Below are 18054 nucleotides of genomic sequence, written 5' to 3' on the forward strand. Positions count from 1 at the left end.
ATTTTCTTATGTTTATTAATAATAAAAATCGCTGGTTTATTCGATTCAGTGGCTGGATTTTTGTGATAATATTCACAATACTCATTGGATTATTGGCTTGGTTAAGTGTGCATTATTCGATTAAAAGTGATTGGACGAAACCCCAGCGTCATACTTTATCAGCGGCCAGCCAAGCGATATTAGCGCAATTTAAAGAAGAATTATTATTTCGTATCTATGTCACTGAAAACGAATCTTTAAAAACATTGATGCAAGAAATTATTGCACCCTATCAACGGGCTTATTCGCCGCTGATAACGGAATGGGTTAATCCCCACACCATGCCAATGGAAGTCAGAGAATTAGAGATTCAAAATGATGGTGAATTATTTATTCATTATCAAGGTCGTTATGAACAATTGCGTGAGATTAGCGAAGAGACAATTACCAATGCCTTGCAACGTTTAATTCGCCCTGAGAATCGTTATTTAACCTTTCTCACTGGACACGGCGAACGCAGCCCAGAGCAGTTTGGTCATCATGATGTCACTGATTTTGCGGATCATTTGCGCTCACGGGGTTTTGTTGTCGATACCCATCATTTTGCGCAGCAAGGTGATTTGCCTGAAGAAACGGGTTTATTGGTTTTAGCCAGTATTCGCTCATCTTTATTGGCGGGCGAAATGGCGGCGATTAAGGATTATTTGCAGCAAGGTGGCAATTTACTGTGGTTATTAGACCCAGACAGTCATGGAGATTCGGCTGAATTATTGGCTTATTTGGGCGTGGAGAAACAATCAGGAATAATGGTTGATTTAAATAGCCAGATATTGGGTGTGAATAACCCAACATTAATTACATTAAATCGCTATACAAGACATGCTATTGTGGCTGATTTTGCTTATACCACTTTATTTCCTGAGTCGATTGGATTGACTGCCAATCCGCCCGAAAATTGGTCACAATCTCCTTTTTTATTAACCCCTGCACAAACGTGGTTAGAGCAGTCCCCGCAACAAAAACCACCGCAATTTGATGCAGACCAAGACATTTCTGGCCCCCTCGCGCTGGGTTTAGTGCTAACACGTCATTATGAAGTGACATTAGCCGATGACAGCACGGAATTATTAGAACAACGTGTGGTATTGATTGGCGATGGTGATTTCTTGTCCAATACCTATTTAAATAACGGCGGCAATTTGGACTTGGGACTGCGTTTGGTAAATTGGCTGGTGCGCGATGAGCAATTTATTACGATTCCCGCACGAATGGATTTAGATAAAACCTTATCTTTACATTCATTACAAGCCAGTTTATTGGGTTTATTTTTCTTGGTTATTTTACCGATTGCTTTATTTAGCACGGGATTTATTATTTATGCTTATCGTAAAAGGAGTGTATAACTTATGTTGTCACACCGCTGGTGGGTTAATTTCGTCCTATTACTGATCATCTTTCTTTTGGTGATTGCGGTGGTGATTGCCCGCGGTAATGGTGGGCGATGTGAAAAAGGTGAGCCGTGTGAAACTCCTCCCCTAACCCATCGAAAACCCAATGAGATACAAAATATCCGCATTCAACGCCATGGACATGATGAACTTCATTTAACCCGCCTGAATGCCGATGAATGGCAATTGTTGAAACCGCTTAACTTACCCGCCCGCACTTTTCGGGTGAATAAGTTATTAGACATTTTAACCACTCACCGCTATGTGGCCTTGAATGAAGAAATTCCTGATTTAGCCGCTTTAAAATTAAATCCGCCGATAGCGAGAATTTGGTTTGATGATTTTAATATCAGTTTGGGAGATAGCACGCCAATTAACACCCAACAACGTTATGTATTAATTGGTAGAATGGTTTATTTATTAGACGATCATTTTGATATGATATTGGGTCAGTCTGCGGCAGATTTTTCTAGTCTTTTTCCATTCGGACAACAGGCTTCTTTTAAGAAATTGGTTTTACCGCAATTCACCTTAGAAAAGATTGATGGACAATGGCAACTGACTGAAACCAAAGACCACACCCAAGCCCTTAAAACCCACGATCTCACGGCATTAGCCACCCGCTGGCAAAGTTTGCAGGCTTTGAATGTTTCCCTTCAGACGGAAAATGAGGTGGAATGGTCAACTTTTCCTATGGTACAAATTTATTTGGAGAAATCCACAGGGGAAGAGTCGCCATGGTTGCTTTATCAGGTCAGCACCCATCCTGAACTGATTCTTGCGGCACCTGAGCGTGGGGTTCGCTATCATTTTTCAGCAACGCAGGCAGATATATTGGCCTTGAATCGCTGAAAATCAGCGCGACTCGCCTTATAATGCCTCATTCATGATCTTTAGGCAGGGATAACATCGCCATCGTGAGCGGTATTATCCCTGTCTTTTGTCGATTGGCCTAAACCATTTTATTTTCCTGATGCCTTGAGTCATTTTAAATGCGTGACGATTTTTTTGCCGTATTTTTTGCGGTATTATTTCACTTGATGTTAGCGGTTTCATACTGGCTTTTTTCAAAAAATACCCTAGTGTTTGTTTTGCCTGCTTCGCAAAATTATCAAGTGATTGAGGCAGAATTACTGATTGATCCAGAGCTTGACTTGGAAGAACCACCGCCACCGCTGCCCGTGGTGGAAACGCCTGTTGTAGAACCTATACCGGAACCTGTTGTTATACCAGAGCCAGAACCAGAACCAATTGTAGAAGAACCCGACGAATCGGCACAATTAGCCTTATTAGAGTTGAAAAAACAAGAACAGGCTAAAATCGAAGCCGAAACCGAACGCAAACGCATCGAAGAACAAAAACGCAAAGAAGCCGCCGAACGCAAACGCGCCGAAGAACAAAAACGCAAGGAAAAAGAAGAAGCCGAACGCAAACGCATCAAAGAACAAGAACGCAAAGAAGCCGCCGAACGCAAGCGCACCGAAGCGCAACAACGCAAGGAAAAAGAAGAAGCCGAGCGTAAACGCAAAGAAGCCGCCGAACGTAAACGCGCCGAAGAGCAAAAACGCAAGGAAAAAGAAGAAGCCGAGCGTAAACGCAAAGAAGCCGCCGCCGCTAAAGCCCAAGCCGATGCCGCCGCGGCCAGAGGTGCGGCCGATCAGGCGCGAATGACGCAAAGAGTCGGCCAAGTCATGGCGTTAATCCAACAGCGCGTCAAACAACGCTGGATTCGCCCTCCTAATACAACTAACGCACTGAGTTGCATTATTGAAGTACGTTTATTGCCTGATGGCACAGTGGGTTCTGCTTCGGTGGTGAAAAGCAGCGGCAATACTGTTTTTGACCGCTCTGCCGAACAAGCCATTCGCAGTGCATCGCCTTTACCCGTTTCCATTTCGCAAAATGCAGATGTCTTTGATAAATTTCGCCAATTTCGTTTTAAATTTGACGCAAGCCAATAAATTTTTAGGAAACCAAGATGAGAAAATTCATTATTTTTTTACTGTTTTACTTAACCAGCCCTGCATTTGCTCAAGATATGCTCACCATTGAAATCACGGGCGGACGACAAGGTGGATTACCCATTGCCATTGTGCCGTTTGGGATACAAGCGGGAATGGCTACTTCTCCCATTGACATGGCAGGTATCATTAGCAGCAATTTGCACCGTAGCGGCCGCTTCGATCCCATGCCTACGGCACGTTTACCTGCTTTACCCGTTGATAACAGCCAAGTGCAGTTTCCCGTGTGGCAACAGGTCAGTATGCCACATTTGGTGATTGGACGTATTTCTGGAAGTGCCACGCAAGGTTATACGGTTGAATTTCAATTATTCGACGTTTTCCGAGAAGTGCAATTATTAGGTTTACGCTACAGTGCCACCAGTAGCACTTTACGCCAAGTCGCCCACCAAATCAGCGATGCCATTTACCAAGCCATCACGGGCGAACGTGGCGTATTTTCTACCCGCATTGTCTATGTCACCATGACTCGCGGATCAGGAGGCAGAATTTATCGTCTCAATGTAGCCGATGCCGACGGCGGCAATCCACAAATTATGCTCGAATCCAGAGAACCCATCTTGTCCCCCTCATGGTCTCCCGATGGGCAAAGCGTGGCTTATGTCTCTTTTGAAGGCAAACGCACTGCGATTTATGTGCAGAATGTGCGCACGGGACGGCGTAATATTGTTTCATCCAGTGCGGGATTGAACAGTGCGCCCGCGTGGTCGCCAGATGGTTCTCGTCTTGCCATGAGTTTGTCTAAGGACGGTAATCCAGAAATTTATGTGTTAAGTCTCCGTTCTAGCCAATTTACCCGCTTAACCAATCATCCTGCGATTGATACGGAACCGGATTGGTCTCCTGATGGCAGCTCTATCGTATTCACTTCAGATCGCGGTGGTAATCCACAAATTTATCAAATGTCTGCCTCTGGTGGTACGCCGCAGCGTCTTACTTTTACAGGTAACTACAATGCCCGTCCGCGTTTTTCTCCCGACGGCACACAATTGGCTGTTTTACATAACGGCGGAAATGGCTATCGTATCGCCTTATACGATCTACAAATACGGCAATTTACCACCTTATCTCGTAGTTCTTCTGACGAATCGCCCACCTTCGCTCCCAATGGCAGTATGATTTTATACGGTTCAGGACGCGATTTGGCTGCGGTTTCCAGCGATGGACGTGTGCATCAACGTTTAGCGGTCGGTGCGGGTCAGGAGGTGCGCGAACCCGCATGGTCGCCTTTTGCCGATTAAAAAATAAAGGCAGGATAAAAAAGGACAGATTAATACTGTCCTTTTAAAAGTCATGGGATTTGTGAAAAAAATCACATGAATTAATACGAATTTTATGGATAATGTGACATGATGAATTTTGAACAATTCCAGCGATTGTCTCAACAAGGATATAATCGTATTCCTGTGTGTCGAGAAATATTAGCTGACTTAGATACACCATTAAGTGCTTATTTAAAAGTGGCGAATGCCCCTTATTCTTATCTATTAGAATCGGTGCAAGGCGGCGAACAATGGGGGCGTTATTCCATTATCGGTTTACCTGCGCGGCGCATTATCCACATTTCAGGGTATGATATTGCGATTTTCTTAGATAAACAATGTGTGGAACAATTCACTGTCACAGACCCGCTACATTGGATTGAACATTATCAGCAACAATTCCGTGTTCCTGTATTAATGGATCAACCTCGCTTTACGGGAGGATTAGTGGGATATTTTGGTTATGATACGGTGCGTTATATTGAACCAAAATTAGCGCAGAATCAGTTACCTGATCTATTAAAAACGCCTGATATTTTACTGATGCTTTCTGATGAAGTTTTAGTTTTTGATAATTTAACAGGGCGTTTGCACGTCATTGTTCATGCCGATCCCCATGAGAAAGACGCATTTGCTCATGCCCAAGCGCGTTTGACCCAATTAATTCAGCAATTACGACAACCTTTAGTTTTACCTTTGGTTGAAACCACACCACAACATATCGCAGAAACGGATTTTATTTCAGGATTTACACAAGAAAAATTTGAACAAGCGGTGAATCGTGCCAAAGCCTATATTGTTGAAGGCGACATTATGCAGGTGGTTTTATCGCAGCGTTTATCTATTCCTTGCGATGTGCCGCCGTTGGATGTGTATCGAATTTTACGCGGATTAAATCCTTCGCCTTATTTATATTTTTTCAATTTAGATGCGTTTCACATTGTGGGTTCTTCGCCAGAAATATTAGTGCGTTTGCAAGGTAATCATGTCACCGTGCGCCCTATTGCTGGCACGCGCCCGCGAGGGAAAACGCCAGAGGAAGATGTGCAGTATGAACAAGATTTATTAAACGATCCCAAAGAATTAGCCGAACATTTAATGTTAATTGATTTGGGACGAAATGATGTGGGAAGAGTGGCGGAAATTGGCAGTGTGCATTTGTCTGAGAAAATGTTAATTGAACGTTATTCCCATGTCATGCACATTGTGTCTAATGTGACGGGGCAATTGCGCGATAATTTGACCGCGATGGATGTGTTGCGTGCCACGTTTCCCGCTGGCACATTAAGCGGCGCACCTAAAATTCGGGCGATGGAAATTATTGACGAATTAGAACCCGTAAAACGCGGAATTTATGGCGGAGCAGTGGGTTATTTATCGTGGCAAGGAGATATGGATTTAGCCATTGCCATTCGCACGGCAATTATTAAAGATCAGCAATTGCACATTCAAGCAGGTGCGGGAATTGTAGCGGATTCGATTCCTGAAAATGAATGGCAAGAAACCATGAATAAAGGACGCGCTATGTTTCGCGCCTTAGCTCTCGCTGCGGCAGGTTTACATCAAGGATAACAGCATGTTACTGATGATCGATAATTATGATTCTTTTACGTATAATTTAGTGCAGTATTTTGGTGAATTGGGAGAAACGGTTGAAGTTTTCCGTAATGATCAGATTAATATCGCGCAAATTGAAGCCAAACAACCGACATATTTAGTGATTTCACCCGGCCCTTGCACGCCCACAGAAGCAGGTATTTCGCTTGCGGCAATCAGCACCTTTGCAGGGAAAATTCCCATTTTAGGCGTGTGTTTGGGACATCAGAGTATTGGGCAGGCGTATGGCGGGGCAATTGTTCATGCGCGGCAATTGATGCACGGTAAGACATCTTTGGTTTATCATGCCAATGTCGGCGTATTTTCAGGGCTGCCCAATCCGTTTAGAGCCACGCGCTATCATTCTTTAGTGATTGATCCACAACAAGTTCCAGATTGTTTGGAAGTCACGGCATGGACGCAAAATGACGCAGGACAGCGTGATGAAATTATGGGCGTGAAACACAAAACGCTGCCCGTAGAAGGTGTACAGTTTCACCCCGAATCGATTTTAACAGAACACGGTCATCAGTTATTACAAAACTTTTTGCGCCGTCATTGAGATCACCAAAGCACAGGATAACAATATGAGCGATTTAGCCAGTCAACATTGCAAGGTATGCGAAGGCGGAGTGTCTCCTTTAACGCCACAAGAAGCCAGCCGTTTGCTGAACAAATTAGCCCAACAATGGCAGTTAAGCGATGACGGACGCGAGATTATGCGCACGTTTCAGTTTAAAAATTTTTACGAGACAATGGCTTTTGTCAATGCCGTGGCGTGGATCGCGCACCGCGAAGATCATCATCCTGAATTAACCGTCGGCTATAAAACCTGTGTCATTCACTACAGCACTCATGCGTTAAACGGTTTGTCTGAGAATGATTTTATTTGTGCGGCTAAAATAGATGCGCTAGTGGCTTAATTGTTTTAGTTTAGGTATTACTGTAGGATGCGCTAGGCACGTTCGCCTACGCGCATCCATCGCGTGTTGCCTTGCACTAATTCAACTGGGCAACGCTAGAAGAGGAGGGGGTAATGAGTTTTCTTAAAGCCACATCAAGCACATCATCGACCTTACAGCCACAATCAAAACCACGCAGCCAATGGGTCGCCATCTCGGTATTCTCTGGAAAAGGACAAGCGCAAGAAGTCAATTTGCCATAATGACTGGCGCGAAAACCATCCAGATAAATATTAATTAATTTTACATTTGTCATCACGTGTTCTCCTGTCATGTTAAACACGTCCTTAAAATAAAACATTTCTTATCGCAATGCAACATTGGTTCTGTGTCAGAAAATGATTTTTTAGCTTTAACATTAAGAATTTATTAGCAAAATAGTTTTATGTCAATTTCATGACATTTTTGTTACATTTTTATTGCGGCTTTTAATCGACAGAGGGTTGAATCTGATAGGCCTTAGTTTCTGATTCAACCCTCTTTTTTACACGCCTAGATCATAGATTTCCATAATCTGCTTTAAAATATCGTCAAAGGGAATCTTTAAGTCGATCAATTTTCCCGTATAAATATCAAATACCCAGCCATGTACTTTTAACAAACGCTGTTTATAGGCTTGTTGTACTGCTGCGGTTTTGATCAAATTAATGCACTGTTCCTGCACATTCAATTCGATCAAGCGGTTATAACGGGCGGTTTCGTCGCTAATCGCATTTAATTCAAGTTTATGTAAGCGATAAACATCACGAATATTGCGCAACCACGGGTTTAAAATCCCTAAATCTTCCTGCCGCATCGCCGCACGCACACCCCCACAGCCATAATGCCCACAAACAATCACGTGTTTAACATGCAAATGACGTATTGCAAATTTCAACACCGACATCAAGTTGACATCAATGCTCACCACCATATTGGCAATATTACGATGCACAAACGCCTGTCCCGGCTCCAAACCCATCAACTCTTCCGCCGACACGCGACTGTCTGAACAGCCGATATACAAAATCTCAGGCGTTTGCGGTTGTGCCAGTCGCTGGAAATAGTCGGGATCGACTTCCAACTTTTTAGCAATCCATGCCTCGTTATTCTTAAAAATCTGTTCTAAATCCACACCTCGTCCCTCCGCGGTGAAATGGTGTTGGTGAGTCAAAATGACCCTATGTGGGTTAATAAGAGGGTTAAAATAACCCAGTTATTGTAAACACTTTCCATGTTGCGCGCTCATTAACGCGATTCCTTGCTTTTTTTTCAAAAAGATACGGACTCAAAATTGCCTTCGTTTATCGGCATTGCCGTTTAGCTCAGGCAATGATTAAAAAAAACTGCCAAAGGATACCTTTGTCTGAATCAAGAATTTCAGAATGTTCAGACAGAATAATGAGTGAGGAAACCTGACCATGATCGCCATCACCCTGCGCACCACCGAACCATTGCACCTTCCCGAAGATAATAACCCAGAGTGGCAACGTGCTGACGTATACTTGCTGCTTTCTACGCTGCTGCTGTCTCCCCCCGATGCCGATAGATTGGAGCAGTTGAGTCAATTACAACTCGATCACAACGCCATCAAACCCATGCAATTGGCTTGGGCGCAGTTAAAACTGGCTGCGTTGCGTGCCAAAGCCAGTGATATTGAGTTGGAATATAACGGCTTATTCATCGGGTTAGGACGCGGAGAATTGATCCCGTATGCCTGTTGGTATTTGACGGGCATGTTAATGGATAAACCCTTAGCGCGTTTACGCAGTGACTTGGCACAATTGGGACTGACGCGCAGCGAAACCTTACGCGAACCCGAAGATCACATTGCTTTATTGTGTCAAACCATGAGTGTATTAATTCAACACTCAGAAGATTACACCTACGACACCCAACAACAATTTTTTGAGCATTATTTAGCCTCATGGGTTGGGCGTTTTTTCAACGAATTGCAACACGCACAACATGCCCGTTTTTATCGCAGTGTCGGCCATTTGGGCGAACAATTTTTTAATCTGGAACGCCAAGCGTTTTCAATGTTACATCAGTGAGTGAAACGACGCGAAGCCTGTTAAAAACGCATTATTTCACCACTCCATTGGAGAATTTCTTATGAATTCAACTGTTAATCGTCGGGATTTTCTTAAAAATATCGCCGCCTTGAGCGGAGTCACTGCGGTCAGTGCGGCATTGCCTGCCTTAGCAGAATCCGATACAGCCACCGCCGTCGTACCCGCCGCGGAGCCAACGGGCTATCACGAAACGCCGCATATTCGGGCTTATTATCGCACCTTACAAGATTAATTCTATTAAAAGGTAAATTCAGTGATGATGAAATTAGTCAAACGCCAATCGAGCGAAAAAACCAACGACACGCCTCACGTCGAAGCCATTGATCGCCGTACTTTTTTACAACGTTCAGGATTAGCGGTGGGAGGGATAGCTGCGGTGTTGGCTGGATCACAAGTGGTGATGAAAAAAGCCGACGCGACCCCCGCCGCCAATCCTGCCAGCACATCTCCTGTCAAAGAAGTCCGTACCATTTGCACCCATTGTTCAGTCGGTTGCGGCATTATTGCCGAAGTCCAAGAGGGCGTATGGACAGGACAAGAACCCGCATTTGATCATCCGTTTAATCTCGGTGCGCACTGTGCCAAAGGCACGGCCATTCGAGAACATGGACATGGCGACCGCCGCTTAAAATATCCCATGAAAATGGAAAATGGCCAATGGAAACGCTTAACATGGGAACAAGCCATTGATGAATTAAGCGAAAAATTATTAGCCATTCGAGAAAAATCAGGCCCTGATTCCGTGTACTGGCTCGGATCAGCCAAACACAGTAACGAACAAGCTTATTTATTCCGTAAATTTGCTGCCTTGTGGGGAACGAATAACGTCGATCATCAAGCGCGCATTTGCCATTCCACCACCGTATCAGGCGTTGCCAGTACGTGGGGATATGGGGCCATGACCAATTCTTACAACGACATGCACAACAGTAAGGCGATTTTGATTATCGGGGGGAATCCCGCAGAAGCGCATCCTGTATCACTTTTGCATATTTTCCGTGCCAAAGAGCGGGGTGCGAAAATGATCGTGGTTGATCCGCGTTTTACTCGCACAGCGGCTCATGCGGATTATTACTTGCGTTTGCGGCCGGGCAGTGATGTGGCTTTGATTTGGGGCATGTTATGGCACGTATTTGCTAACAAGTGGGAAGATGAAAGTTTCTTACAACAGCGCGTTTACGGTATGGACGAGATTCGCACCGAGGTCGAGAAATGGCCACCGGCCGAAGTGGAGCGTGTCACGGGTGTTCCCGAAAAACAAGTGTATGAAGCCACTAAAATCATGGCTGAACACCGGCCGGGAACATTAGTCTGGTGTATGGGAGGAACACAACATACGACAGGCAGTAACAATACCCGCGCTTATTGTATTCTTCAATTGGCTTTAGGCAACATGGGTGTGGCTGGTGGCGGAACGAATATTTTCCGCGGTCACGACAACGTGCAAGGCGCAACCGATGTGGGCGTGTTGTCTAACAGTTTACCGGGTTATTACGGTTTGAACGAAGGCGCGTGGAAACATTGGGCTGAAGTGTGGGATTTGGATTACGAATGGCTCAAAGCGCGTTTTGACAGCGCACGTTATGAAGGCGAATTGTCGCCTATGAATTCTGATGGAATTACTGTATCACGTTGGATTGATGGGGTATTAGAGAGCGCGGAGAATATTGCGCAAAAAGATCAGTTAAAAGCCATGATTTTCTGGGGACACGCGCCCAATAGCCAAACTCGCGGCCCTGAAATGAAAGAGGCGATGGAAAAATTAGAATTACTGGTGGTTGTCGATCCTTATCCCACAGCCACCGCGGTCATGCAAGATCGCACGGATAATTTATATTTGCTGCCTGCTTGTACGCAATTTGAAACCTATGGTTCTGTAACCGCTTCTAATCGTTCCATTCAGTGGCGCGACAAAGTCATGGAGCCGCTGTTTGAATCTTTACCCGATCACACGATCATTTACAAATTTGCTAAAAAGTTCGGTTTTGCCGACGAATTATGTAAACACATCGCGGTGAATCAAGATGAGCCGCTGATCGAAGACATTACCCGCGAATTTAATCGCGGCATGTGGACTATTGGTTATACAGGACAAAGTCCCGAACGCTTAAAAGCCCATCAACAACATTGGGGTGATTTCAATACCACGTCACTCTTGGCCGAAGGCGGCACATTGGATGGTGAAGTTTACGGATTACCGTGGCCGTGTTGGGGAACGCCGGAAATGAAACATCCCGGCACCCATGTATTATATGACACCAGTGAAGTGGTGGCGCGTGGGGGTTTACCGTTCCGTGCGGCGTTTGGTGTAGAACGCAATGGTGTGAATTTGCTGGCTGAAAATTCTTACAGTAAAGATTCTGCCATCAAAGACGGTTATCCCGAATTCACGGCTGATTTGTTAAAACAACTGGGCTGGTGGTCAGATTTAACTGCGGAAGAACAAAAAGCCGCTGAAGGCCGAAATTGGAAAACGGATTTATCGGGTGGTATTCAACGGGTGGTGATTGATCACAATTGCGCGCCTTTTGGTAATGGTAAAGCGCGTTGTGTGGTGTGGAATTTCCCTGATCCAGTGCCGTTGCATCGTGAACCGTTATACACTACTCGGCGGGATTTGGTGGAAAAATACCCGACTTACGAAGATCGCAAATCATTCTATCGTTTGCCAACGCGATACAGTTCCGTGCAAGCTAAGGATTATTCAAAAGATTTTCCCTTGATCATGACCAGCGGTCGTTTGGTCGAATACGAAGGCGGTGGCGATGAAACCCGCTCTAATCCGTGGTTAGCCGAATTGCAACAGCACATGTTCGTCGAAATCAATCCGAAAGATGCCACAGACCGTGGTGTTCGAGATGGCAATATGGTGTGGTTGCACAGTCCCGAAGGCGGAAAAGTCAAAGTGATGGCTTTGGTGACGCGGCGCGTGGCACCGGGTGTGGTTTTTATGCCGTTCCATTTTGCGGGTCATTTCCAAGGAGAAAATCGCCGTCATAAATATCCCACAGGTTCAGAGCCTTACGTTTCTGGCGAATCCTGTAATATTGCATTTACCTATGGCTACGATGCAGTCACCGCAATGCAGGAAACTAAAGTTTCCATTTGTCAAATTCACTCCGCTTGAGTTTAAGGACGGTTTACTATGACGGCTAGAATGAAGTTTTTATGTGATGTCGAACGTTGTATTGAATGTAATGCGTGTGTCACTGCGTGCAAAAATGAGCATGAAGTGCCTTGGGGCATTAACCGTCGGCGGGTTGTGACCTTAGACGATGGACAACCCGGTGAGCGGTCGTTATCCGTCGCCTGTATGCACTGTAGTGATGCGCCTTGTGCGGCGGTGTGTCCTGTCGATTGTTTTTATACGACAGAAGATGGTGTTGTTTTACACGACAAAGATTTATGTATTGGTTGTGGTTATTGTTTTTACGCTTGCCCATTTGGCGCGCCACAATACCCGCAAACCAGTCAATACGGCGCACGCGGCAAAATGGATAAATGTACGTTCTGCGCCGGCGGACCCGAAGAAAACCATTCTCAAACCGAATGGGAAAAATACGGCCGCAATCGCCTTGCTGAAGGCAAATTGCCTTTATGTGCAGAAATGTGTTCTACCAAAGCTTTGTTAGCGGGCGATGGCGATTTGGTGTCTAAGGTCTATCGGGAACGGATTGCGCGACGCGGAGGCCGTCCTCAGGTGTGGGGATGGAATACTGCTTATGAAGGTTAATCCATCATTAATCCTTATTGCTGCCAGTGTGTTACTGACCGCTTGTTATGAAGACCCTCAGGAAATGGTTCTACACGATGCGGGTCAATATCGTGGAAAAACGGATGATTTGGCTTCCGTCTCTGAACGTGCAGTTATGTTACAAGACCGTTTTCATCAGGTGCAAACGGATCGTTAAGGAGTGAAAAAATGGCATTGAGATCGAATCCACGCGCTCGGCGAATTATGGCTTGGGCTTTATGGAGCATATTGGCTTTATCGGTGTTACTGCCGAGTGGTTTTTACGCGCTGTCTGCGTGGATGCCTGTTGCTACCGCTGAAACGTCAAGCAATCCGCGGTCAGATTATTGGCGTGATGTGCGTCAAGGTCAATCTGAGTCGGCTTATACGGCGTTAAATGCGCATGAAGCGGGTACGGTTCTGATCAATTCTAGCGGTCAGAATTGGCGACAGTTGCGTAATGGCCCTTTAGCGACTTATGGCGCAATGGGTTTAATAGCGGCATTTGTGGGTATTTTATTGTTTTACCTGATTCGCGGCAAAATTAAGCTAGAACATCCGCGCACGGGCGTAAAAATTCAACGTTGGCATGTGTTAGAACGTTGGTTGCATTGGATTGTGACGGTGGGATTTTTCCTACTGGCGGTGACGGGATTAAGTTTGTTATTTGGGCGAGCGGTACTGATTCCGTTATTGGGTAAAGAAGCGTTTGCGGCCTATGCGCAAGTGGCGCATCAAGTGCATCATTGGGTGGGGCCGTTTTTCGTATTTTTCTTGGTGATTATGCTGTTGGTGTGGTTAAAAAATAACTTTTTTACCCATATTGACGTGCGTTGGTTTGCGCGTGGTGGTGGCATCATTGGCAAGGGACACCCTTCAGCCGAATTTATGAACGGTGGGAAAAGGTGTGGTATTGGGTGGTGTTTTTTGCGGGTTTGACGGTGGCGATCACGGGACTGATTTTATATTTACCGATTTTCGGTCAATCTCGTGGTGATATGCAATTGGCTCATTTACTTCATGCGGGCGTGGGCATTCTGTGGATGGCGTTTACCTTAGGGCATATTTACATTGCCACCCTCGGCACAGAAGGCGCGTTAGAAGGCATGGTCAGCGGTGATGTCGATGAAAGTTGGGCGAAACAACACCATGATCTGTGGTTTGAAGAAGTGAAACATTCTCGCTTTTAAGCAAATCAATTTGCGAGTGGAAAAAGGGATAATCTCGGTTGGAGATTGTCCCTTTTTTTTGGGGGAATCAGAAGTTATAAAAACTGGTTTATTCTAAAAAATAACCTTATCCCTGTTGATGATCTTGCACATCGCAACGGGTGCGCAATTCTTCTGGTACATTAGGCGGACATTCACCACATAAGCGATTGCCCGGTACGGCAAAATCAATTTTACGCGGATAACTCAGTTTTAACCCGTTCATTATGGCGACGAATTCGGCTAATGATTTATTATTTCCTAACCGTGGATTGCGTTGTTTTTCTTGCAAAATCGTACTGACACAACGCCCTTCATAATCATGTCCGGGATAAACTAGCGTTTCATCAGGTAAGCTAAAAAATCGATTGTGAATGCTTTGATACAATTGGCTGGCATCGCCTGATTGGAAATCCGTGCGGCCACAGGCTTCTATTAACAGCGCGTCGCCCGTGAATAATAACTGATGGGCATTGCTAGTGAATAAATAAGCATGATGCGTGTCGGTGTGTCCGGGCGTGTAAAGCGGCAATAAAGACAAATGACCCACATGAATCACTTTACCATCTTCAATACCAATATCAGCACACGGTAAATTATCCATTGCAGCAACCGCAATTTGACTGCCTGCCAATTGGCGTAATTTGCGTGCGCCTGTTAAATGATCGGCATGAATATGCGTTTCAATGGTATAGTGTAATTTTAAGCCTAATTGTTGAATTAACGTTAAATCTCGTTCTGCGGTTTCTAAAACGGGATCAATTAATGCACATTCCCCTGTTTCTTCGCAGCCAATTAAATAGGTATAAGTGCAAGATTCAGGTTCAAATAATTGTTTAAAAATCATGTTATCCACTCACGGTTATTAATATACCAACCCCCCTATTTCACCAAAAACCCCACCGCAGGCGTAAGCCATTCTTTGCTGTCTCCATGAGAATCTGACAGCGCAATAACGCGGGCTTGGGCGTGGTGAGAACCGCGTTGTAAAGGCCATAAAAAACGCGGCGTATTTAAATCCGTTACCCCGACAATTTGTTGATTAATTAACCACTCAATTTTGCCTTTTCCTTTCGGCAATGGCTCGGCTAATATTAAAGCAAAAGCCTCTTGCTGCTCAGGAATCCTAGGATCAAGAGCCAATTGCACATATTCAGCAGGTTGCTTTAAATGAATTTGTTTTATTTCGGCTTGATTAACGTGATTATTCGACGTTTCTTGTAAAGCAATTAAATGATCCGTTGTGAACCATTCTAAACGACTATTACAATCATCATGACCCTTTTTAATAAGTCCCGTTTCTCGACAAATTTCAACCGCACTTAATTGCGGACTTAATGGCAAGGCTTGCGTATCTTGATGGCGATTTAATTCCGCAAATACTGCCCGCAAAATTAATGCAGGACTACTCGCGCCCGATACGCTTAACATCGGCTGCTGATCCAAATTTCCTAACCAAATTCCTACCGTATAACGATAATTAAAACCAATTGCCCACGCATCTCTATAATCTGTTGAAGTTCCTGTTTTTATTGCCGTTTGTACGGGAAAATGCAATAATCCCCCTTGACCAAATTCTAAACGACGCGCATCAGGGTCTGATAAAATATCCGCAATTAAACTGCTCACTTCTGGCGTAAATAAAAAGCGATTATTTTTAGAATTATCCGCGTTTTTCAACCATTTTAATGGCGTAAAAATACCTTGTTTCGCCAGCACAGTGTAAGCCTGAACTAATTCTAATAAAGTCACTTCACCATTGCCTAATGCCAAACCATCGCCATAAAAATCTACATCCGCACCTAAACTATTAAAACCCAATTCGCGCAACTGCATTAAAAAAGCAGAAGTACCCACATATTGTACTGTGCGAACAGCGGGTGTATTTAAAGAATTCCCCAACGCATCCCGCAAACGTAACAAACCATAATAAGTACGGCTATAATTGCGATAATGATGCAACCCTGTCCCCACCGCTTCAGCCAAAGGCGCATCGTCAATTAACGTTGCCGCGTGCCAGCCGCGCTCCAATGCCATCGCATATAAAAACGGTTTTAAAGTCGATCCGGGCTGTCTAGGCGTGGTAATCGCATCGATTTGACTGGCGGCGCGCCCATTTGCAGAAAAGATTCCCGAATTCACCCATGTCAATATTTCATTATTTTGCGCATGATCTACCACCAAAATTGCCCCATGCTTTACTTGACGATTAACAAGATTGCGTAAACGTTGATCCAGAATAGCTTGTAATTTTTGTTGTAATTGGCCGTCTAAAGTCGAGTGTAACTTAGCTTGATTTTCTGTGATAAAATCGGATGAATGGCGATATAAATGATTAGCAAAATGAGTGGCTTGAACAGGTAATGGTGGATCATTTAATTGCAGCGGGGAATTAAGAATGGCTTGATATTCTATTTCAGTGATTAATTTCTGAGCCAATAAACGTTCGGTTAATCCTTTTAACGAAGGTCTAATGTCTTTATTACCATATCGCAAATCTAAACGACTTGGCGAGCGCACTAAAACCGCTAAAACCACCATTTCTTTTAAATTTAAAGTTTCCAAATCGCGGTCAAAATAATGTCGTGCCGCTTGCACCACGCCGCGCCGATTACTGGCGTAAGGCACTTGATTTAAATAGAATTCTAAAATATCCGCTTTAGAAAATTGCTGCTCTAAACGATAAGCCTCAAATCCCTCCACCCAACGCGACCAAAACGTGCGCGGGCGCGGGTGCAGCATTCGCACCGCTTGTTCGGTAATGGTGCTGGCACCGCGCACAATTCTCCCTGCTTTTATATTCTGCAATAAAGCGTGCCATCGCGCCGACCAATCTACCCCCGAATGTTCATAAAAACGTTGATCTTCAGATAGGATAATAATGTGCTGTAATGTTTCTGGAATTTGGTGTAAAGAAACCCTATCATGCAGATTCCAATCATTTTGATAAGTCACCGTTAATGGATGATTAGCGCGATCCAGAATTTGCACCTTTTTAACTTCCGAATCCCGCAGCATTAAATCATCAGGAAATGGTTGCAAATCTTGCCAAGTCAAAAACATGAATAGGCCTATTGCTAACACTGAAAAAAATAAACTTCGCCACACAAACCGTTTCATGATAAATACTCAATCCATAGACCAGCCCATTAAAAAAATCACATATCTTGGATCACATCAACATGAGGCGGCGGCGTAAAAATAAATAATTTTTCATCTAATGCCTGATTTAAAACTTGATTAGAAAAATCAATCGCCGTGAATTGCCCCAAATTATCTTGTAAACGCAAGCCTTGCAATTGCATATCTTTTAACCAGATTTCAATGCTAGAAAATTGTGCTTCACTGTTTTTTGGTTTTAATAAAAAACGAGTAACCACTTCGCTATTCTCTAATAAAGCCACCGTAAAATCCTGATCCACCTGATGCACAGGACTAATTAAAAAAGCAGGAGTGTTGCCTAATGCTTGGGCTAATTCGCGTTGCGTCACTTGCTCTAAATCAGTGTCATAAATCCACACATATTCGCCATCGGCAACAATTAATTGTTCGTAAGGATTTTGATAATGCCAACGGAATCGATTGGGACGTTTTAAAGACAATTGCCCCGCAGAAGTTTCTAATAATTCGCCTTGTTCATTGTACAATTTCTGTTGAAATTGCGCCTGTAATGTGTTTAATTGATCTAAGAATTGGTTTAATAAAGCCGTTTCATTCGCCAATACGGCTTGATTCAAACCCAATATTCCAAATAATAAGCCTAAAATAATATAATGTTTCATCATATCCTC

Annotated in this window: 17 protein-coding genes and 1 pseudogene; 13 read left to right on the forward strand and 5 right to left on the reverse strand. The window is 44.2% G+C overall.

Annotated features, from left to right (window positions below; genetic code table 11):
• Positions 1 to 8 precede the first annotated feature (8 nt).
• From TPSD3_RS04490 to TPSD3_RS04520, 7 genes are all read left to right on the forward strand, one after another.
• Positions 9 to 1382, forward strand: a complete 1374-nt coding sequence (locus tag TPSD3_RS04490; RefSeq protein WP_086487400.1) for a GldG family protein — start codon at positions 9 to 11, stop codon at positions 1380 to 1382.
• Between the two features lie 3 nt (positions 1383 to 1385).
• Positions 1386 to 2279, forward strand: a complete 894-nt coding sequence (locus tag TPSD3_RS04495) for a DUF4340 domain-containing protein (protein ID WP_086487401.1) — start codon at positions 1386 to 1388, stop codon at positions 2277 to 2279.
• Positions 2280 to 2419: 140 nt separating this feature from the next.
• Entirely contained in the window at positions 2420 to 3388 is a 969-nt protein-coding gene (gene tolA, locus TPSD3_RS04500; RefSeq protein WP_086487402.1) for a cell envelope integrity protein TolA, read from the forward strand.
• Between the two features lie 17 nt (positions 3389 to 3405).
• Positions 3406 to 4689 (forward strand): Tol-Pal system beta propeller repeat protein TolB, encoded by a 1284-nt coding sequence (gene tolB, locus TPSD3_RS04505; RefSeq protein ID WP_086487403.1) that lies wholly within the window; start codon positions 3406 to 3408, stop codon positions 4687 to 4689.
• 111 nt (positions 4690 to 4800) lie between these two features.
• Positions 4801 to 6282, forward strand: a complete 1482-nt coding sequence (gene trpE, locus TPSD3_RS04510) for an anthranilate synthase component I (protein WP_086487507.1) — start codon at positions 4801 to 4803, stop codon at positions 6280 to 6282.
• A gap of 4 nt (positions 6283 to 6286) precedes the next feature.
• Positions 6287 to 6868 carry an anthranilate synthase component II gene (locus TPSD3_RS04515; protein WP_086487404.1) on the forward strand — a complete coding sequence of 194 codons (582 nt, stop codon included), beginning with the start codon at positions 6287 to 6289 and terminating at the stop codon, positions 6866 to 6868.
• Positions 6869 to 6893: 25 nt separating this feature from the next.
• Positions 6894 to 7229, forward strand: a complete 336-nt coding sequence (locus TPSD3_RS04520) for a 4a-hydroxytetrahydrobiopterin dehydratase (protein ID WP_086487405.1) — start codon at positions 6894 to 6896, stop codon at positions 7227 to 7229.
• Between the two features lie 76 nt (positions 7230 to 7305).
• Here the strand turns inward: TPSD3_RS04520 and TPSD3_RS04525 are convergent, their stop codons facing one another.
• Both TPSD3_RS04525 and TPSD3_RS04530 read right to left on the reverse strand, forming a co-directional pair.
• The gene (locus TPSD3_RS04525) at positions 7306 to 7524 is read right to left on the reverse strand and encodes a hypothetical protein (RefSeq protein ID WP_086487406.1); all 219 of its coding nucleotides are present in this window, start codon (positions 7522 to 7524) and stop codon (positions 7306 to 7308) included.
• A gap of 228 nt (positions 7525 to 7752) precedes the next feature.
• Complete coding sequence (locus TPSD3_RS04530) at positions 7753 to 8421, reverse strand: carbonic anhydrase (RefSeq protein ID WP_245391520.1); 669 nt, start codon at positions 8419 to 8421, stop codon at positions 7753 to 7755.
• 247 nt (positions 8422 to 8668) lie between these two features.
• On the opposite strand from TPSD3_RS04530, the gene TPSD3_RS04535 reads away from it, so the two are divergent.
• The 6 genes and pseudogenes from TPSD3_RS04535 (at position 8669) to TPSD3_RS17875 (ending at position 14245) form a co-directional block, all read left to right on the forward strand.
• On the forward strand, positions 8669 to 9301 hold the full coding sequence (locus tag TPSD3_RS04535) for a TorD/DmsD family molecular chaperone (protein ID WP_086487408.1): 633 nt from the start codon (positions 8669 to 8671) through the stop codon (positions 9299 to 9301).
• A 61-nt stretch (positions 9302 to 9362) separates the two neighbouring features.
• Positions 9363 to 9554 (forward strand): twin-arginine translocation signal domain-containing protein, encoded by a 192-nt coding sequence (locus tag TPSD3_RS04540; RefSeq protein ID WP_086487409.1) that lies wholly within the window; start codon positions 9363 to 9365, stop codon positions 9552 to 9554.
• A 24-nt stretch (positions 9555 to 9578) separates the two neighbouring features.
• The gene (locus TPSD3_RS04545) at positions 9579 to 12449 is read left to right on the forward strand and encodes a formate dehydrogenase subunit alpha (RefSeq protein ID WP_245391521.1); all 2871 of its coding nucleotides are present in this window, start codon (positions 9579 to 9581) and stop codon (positions 12447 to 12449) included.
• Positions 12450 to 12467: 18 nt separating this feature from the next.
• Entirely contained in the window at positions 12468 to 13055 is a 588-nt protein-coding gene (fdh3B, locus tag TPSD3_RS04550) for a formate dehydrogenase FDH3 subunit beta (RefSeq protein WP_086487410.1), read from the forward strand.
• Positions 13045 to 13233, forward strand: a complete 189-nt coding sequence (locus TPSD3_RS04555; RefSeq protein WP_086487411.1) for a hypothetical protein — start codon at positions 13045 to 13047, stop codon at positions 13231 to 13233. Before fdh3B ends, TPSD3_RS04555 begins: the two co-directional genes overlap by 11 nt.
• Positions 13234 to 13541: 308 nt before the next feature.
• Positions 13542 to 14245, forward strand: a pseudogene (locus TPSD3_RS17875) (formate dehydrogenase subunit gamma).
• 106 nt (positions 14246 to 14351) lie between these two features.
• On the opposite strand, the gene TPSD3_RS04570 reads toward TPSD3_RS17875, so the two are convergent.
• The 3 genes from TPSD3_RS04570 to lolA form a co-directional block, all read right to left on the reverse strand.
• On the reverse strand, positions 14352 to 15110 hold the full coding sequence (locus TPSD3_RS04570; protein WP_086487414.1) for an MBL fold metallo-hydrolase: 759 nt from the start codon (positions 15108 to 15110) through the stop codon (positions 14352 to 14354).
• 35 nt (positions 15111 to 15145) lie between these two features.
• A complete protein-coding gene (gene pbpC, locus TPSD3_RS04575; RefSeq protein WP_245391522.1) occupies positions 15146 to 17326 on the reverse strand; it encodes a penicillin-binding protein 1C in 2181 nt (726 codons plus the stop codon).
• A 95-nt stretch (positions 17327 to 17421) separates the two neighbouring features.
• On the reverse strand, positions 17422 to 18048 hold the full coding sequence (gene lolA / locus TPSD3_RS04580; RefSeq protein ID WP_140048482.1) for an outer membrane lipoprotein periplasmic chaperone LolA: 627 nt from the start codon (positions 18046 to 18048) through the stop codon (positions 17422 to 17424).
• Positions 18049 to 18054: the final 6 nt, after the last annotated feature.

Origin of the sequence: Thioflexithrix psekupsensis, assembly GCF_002149925.1 — a bacterium.
Classification (GTDB): domain Bacteria; phylum Pseudomonadota; class Gammaproteobacteria; order Beggiatoales; family Beggiatoaceae; genus Thioflexithrix; species Thioflexithrix psekupsensis.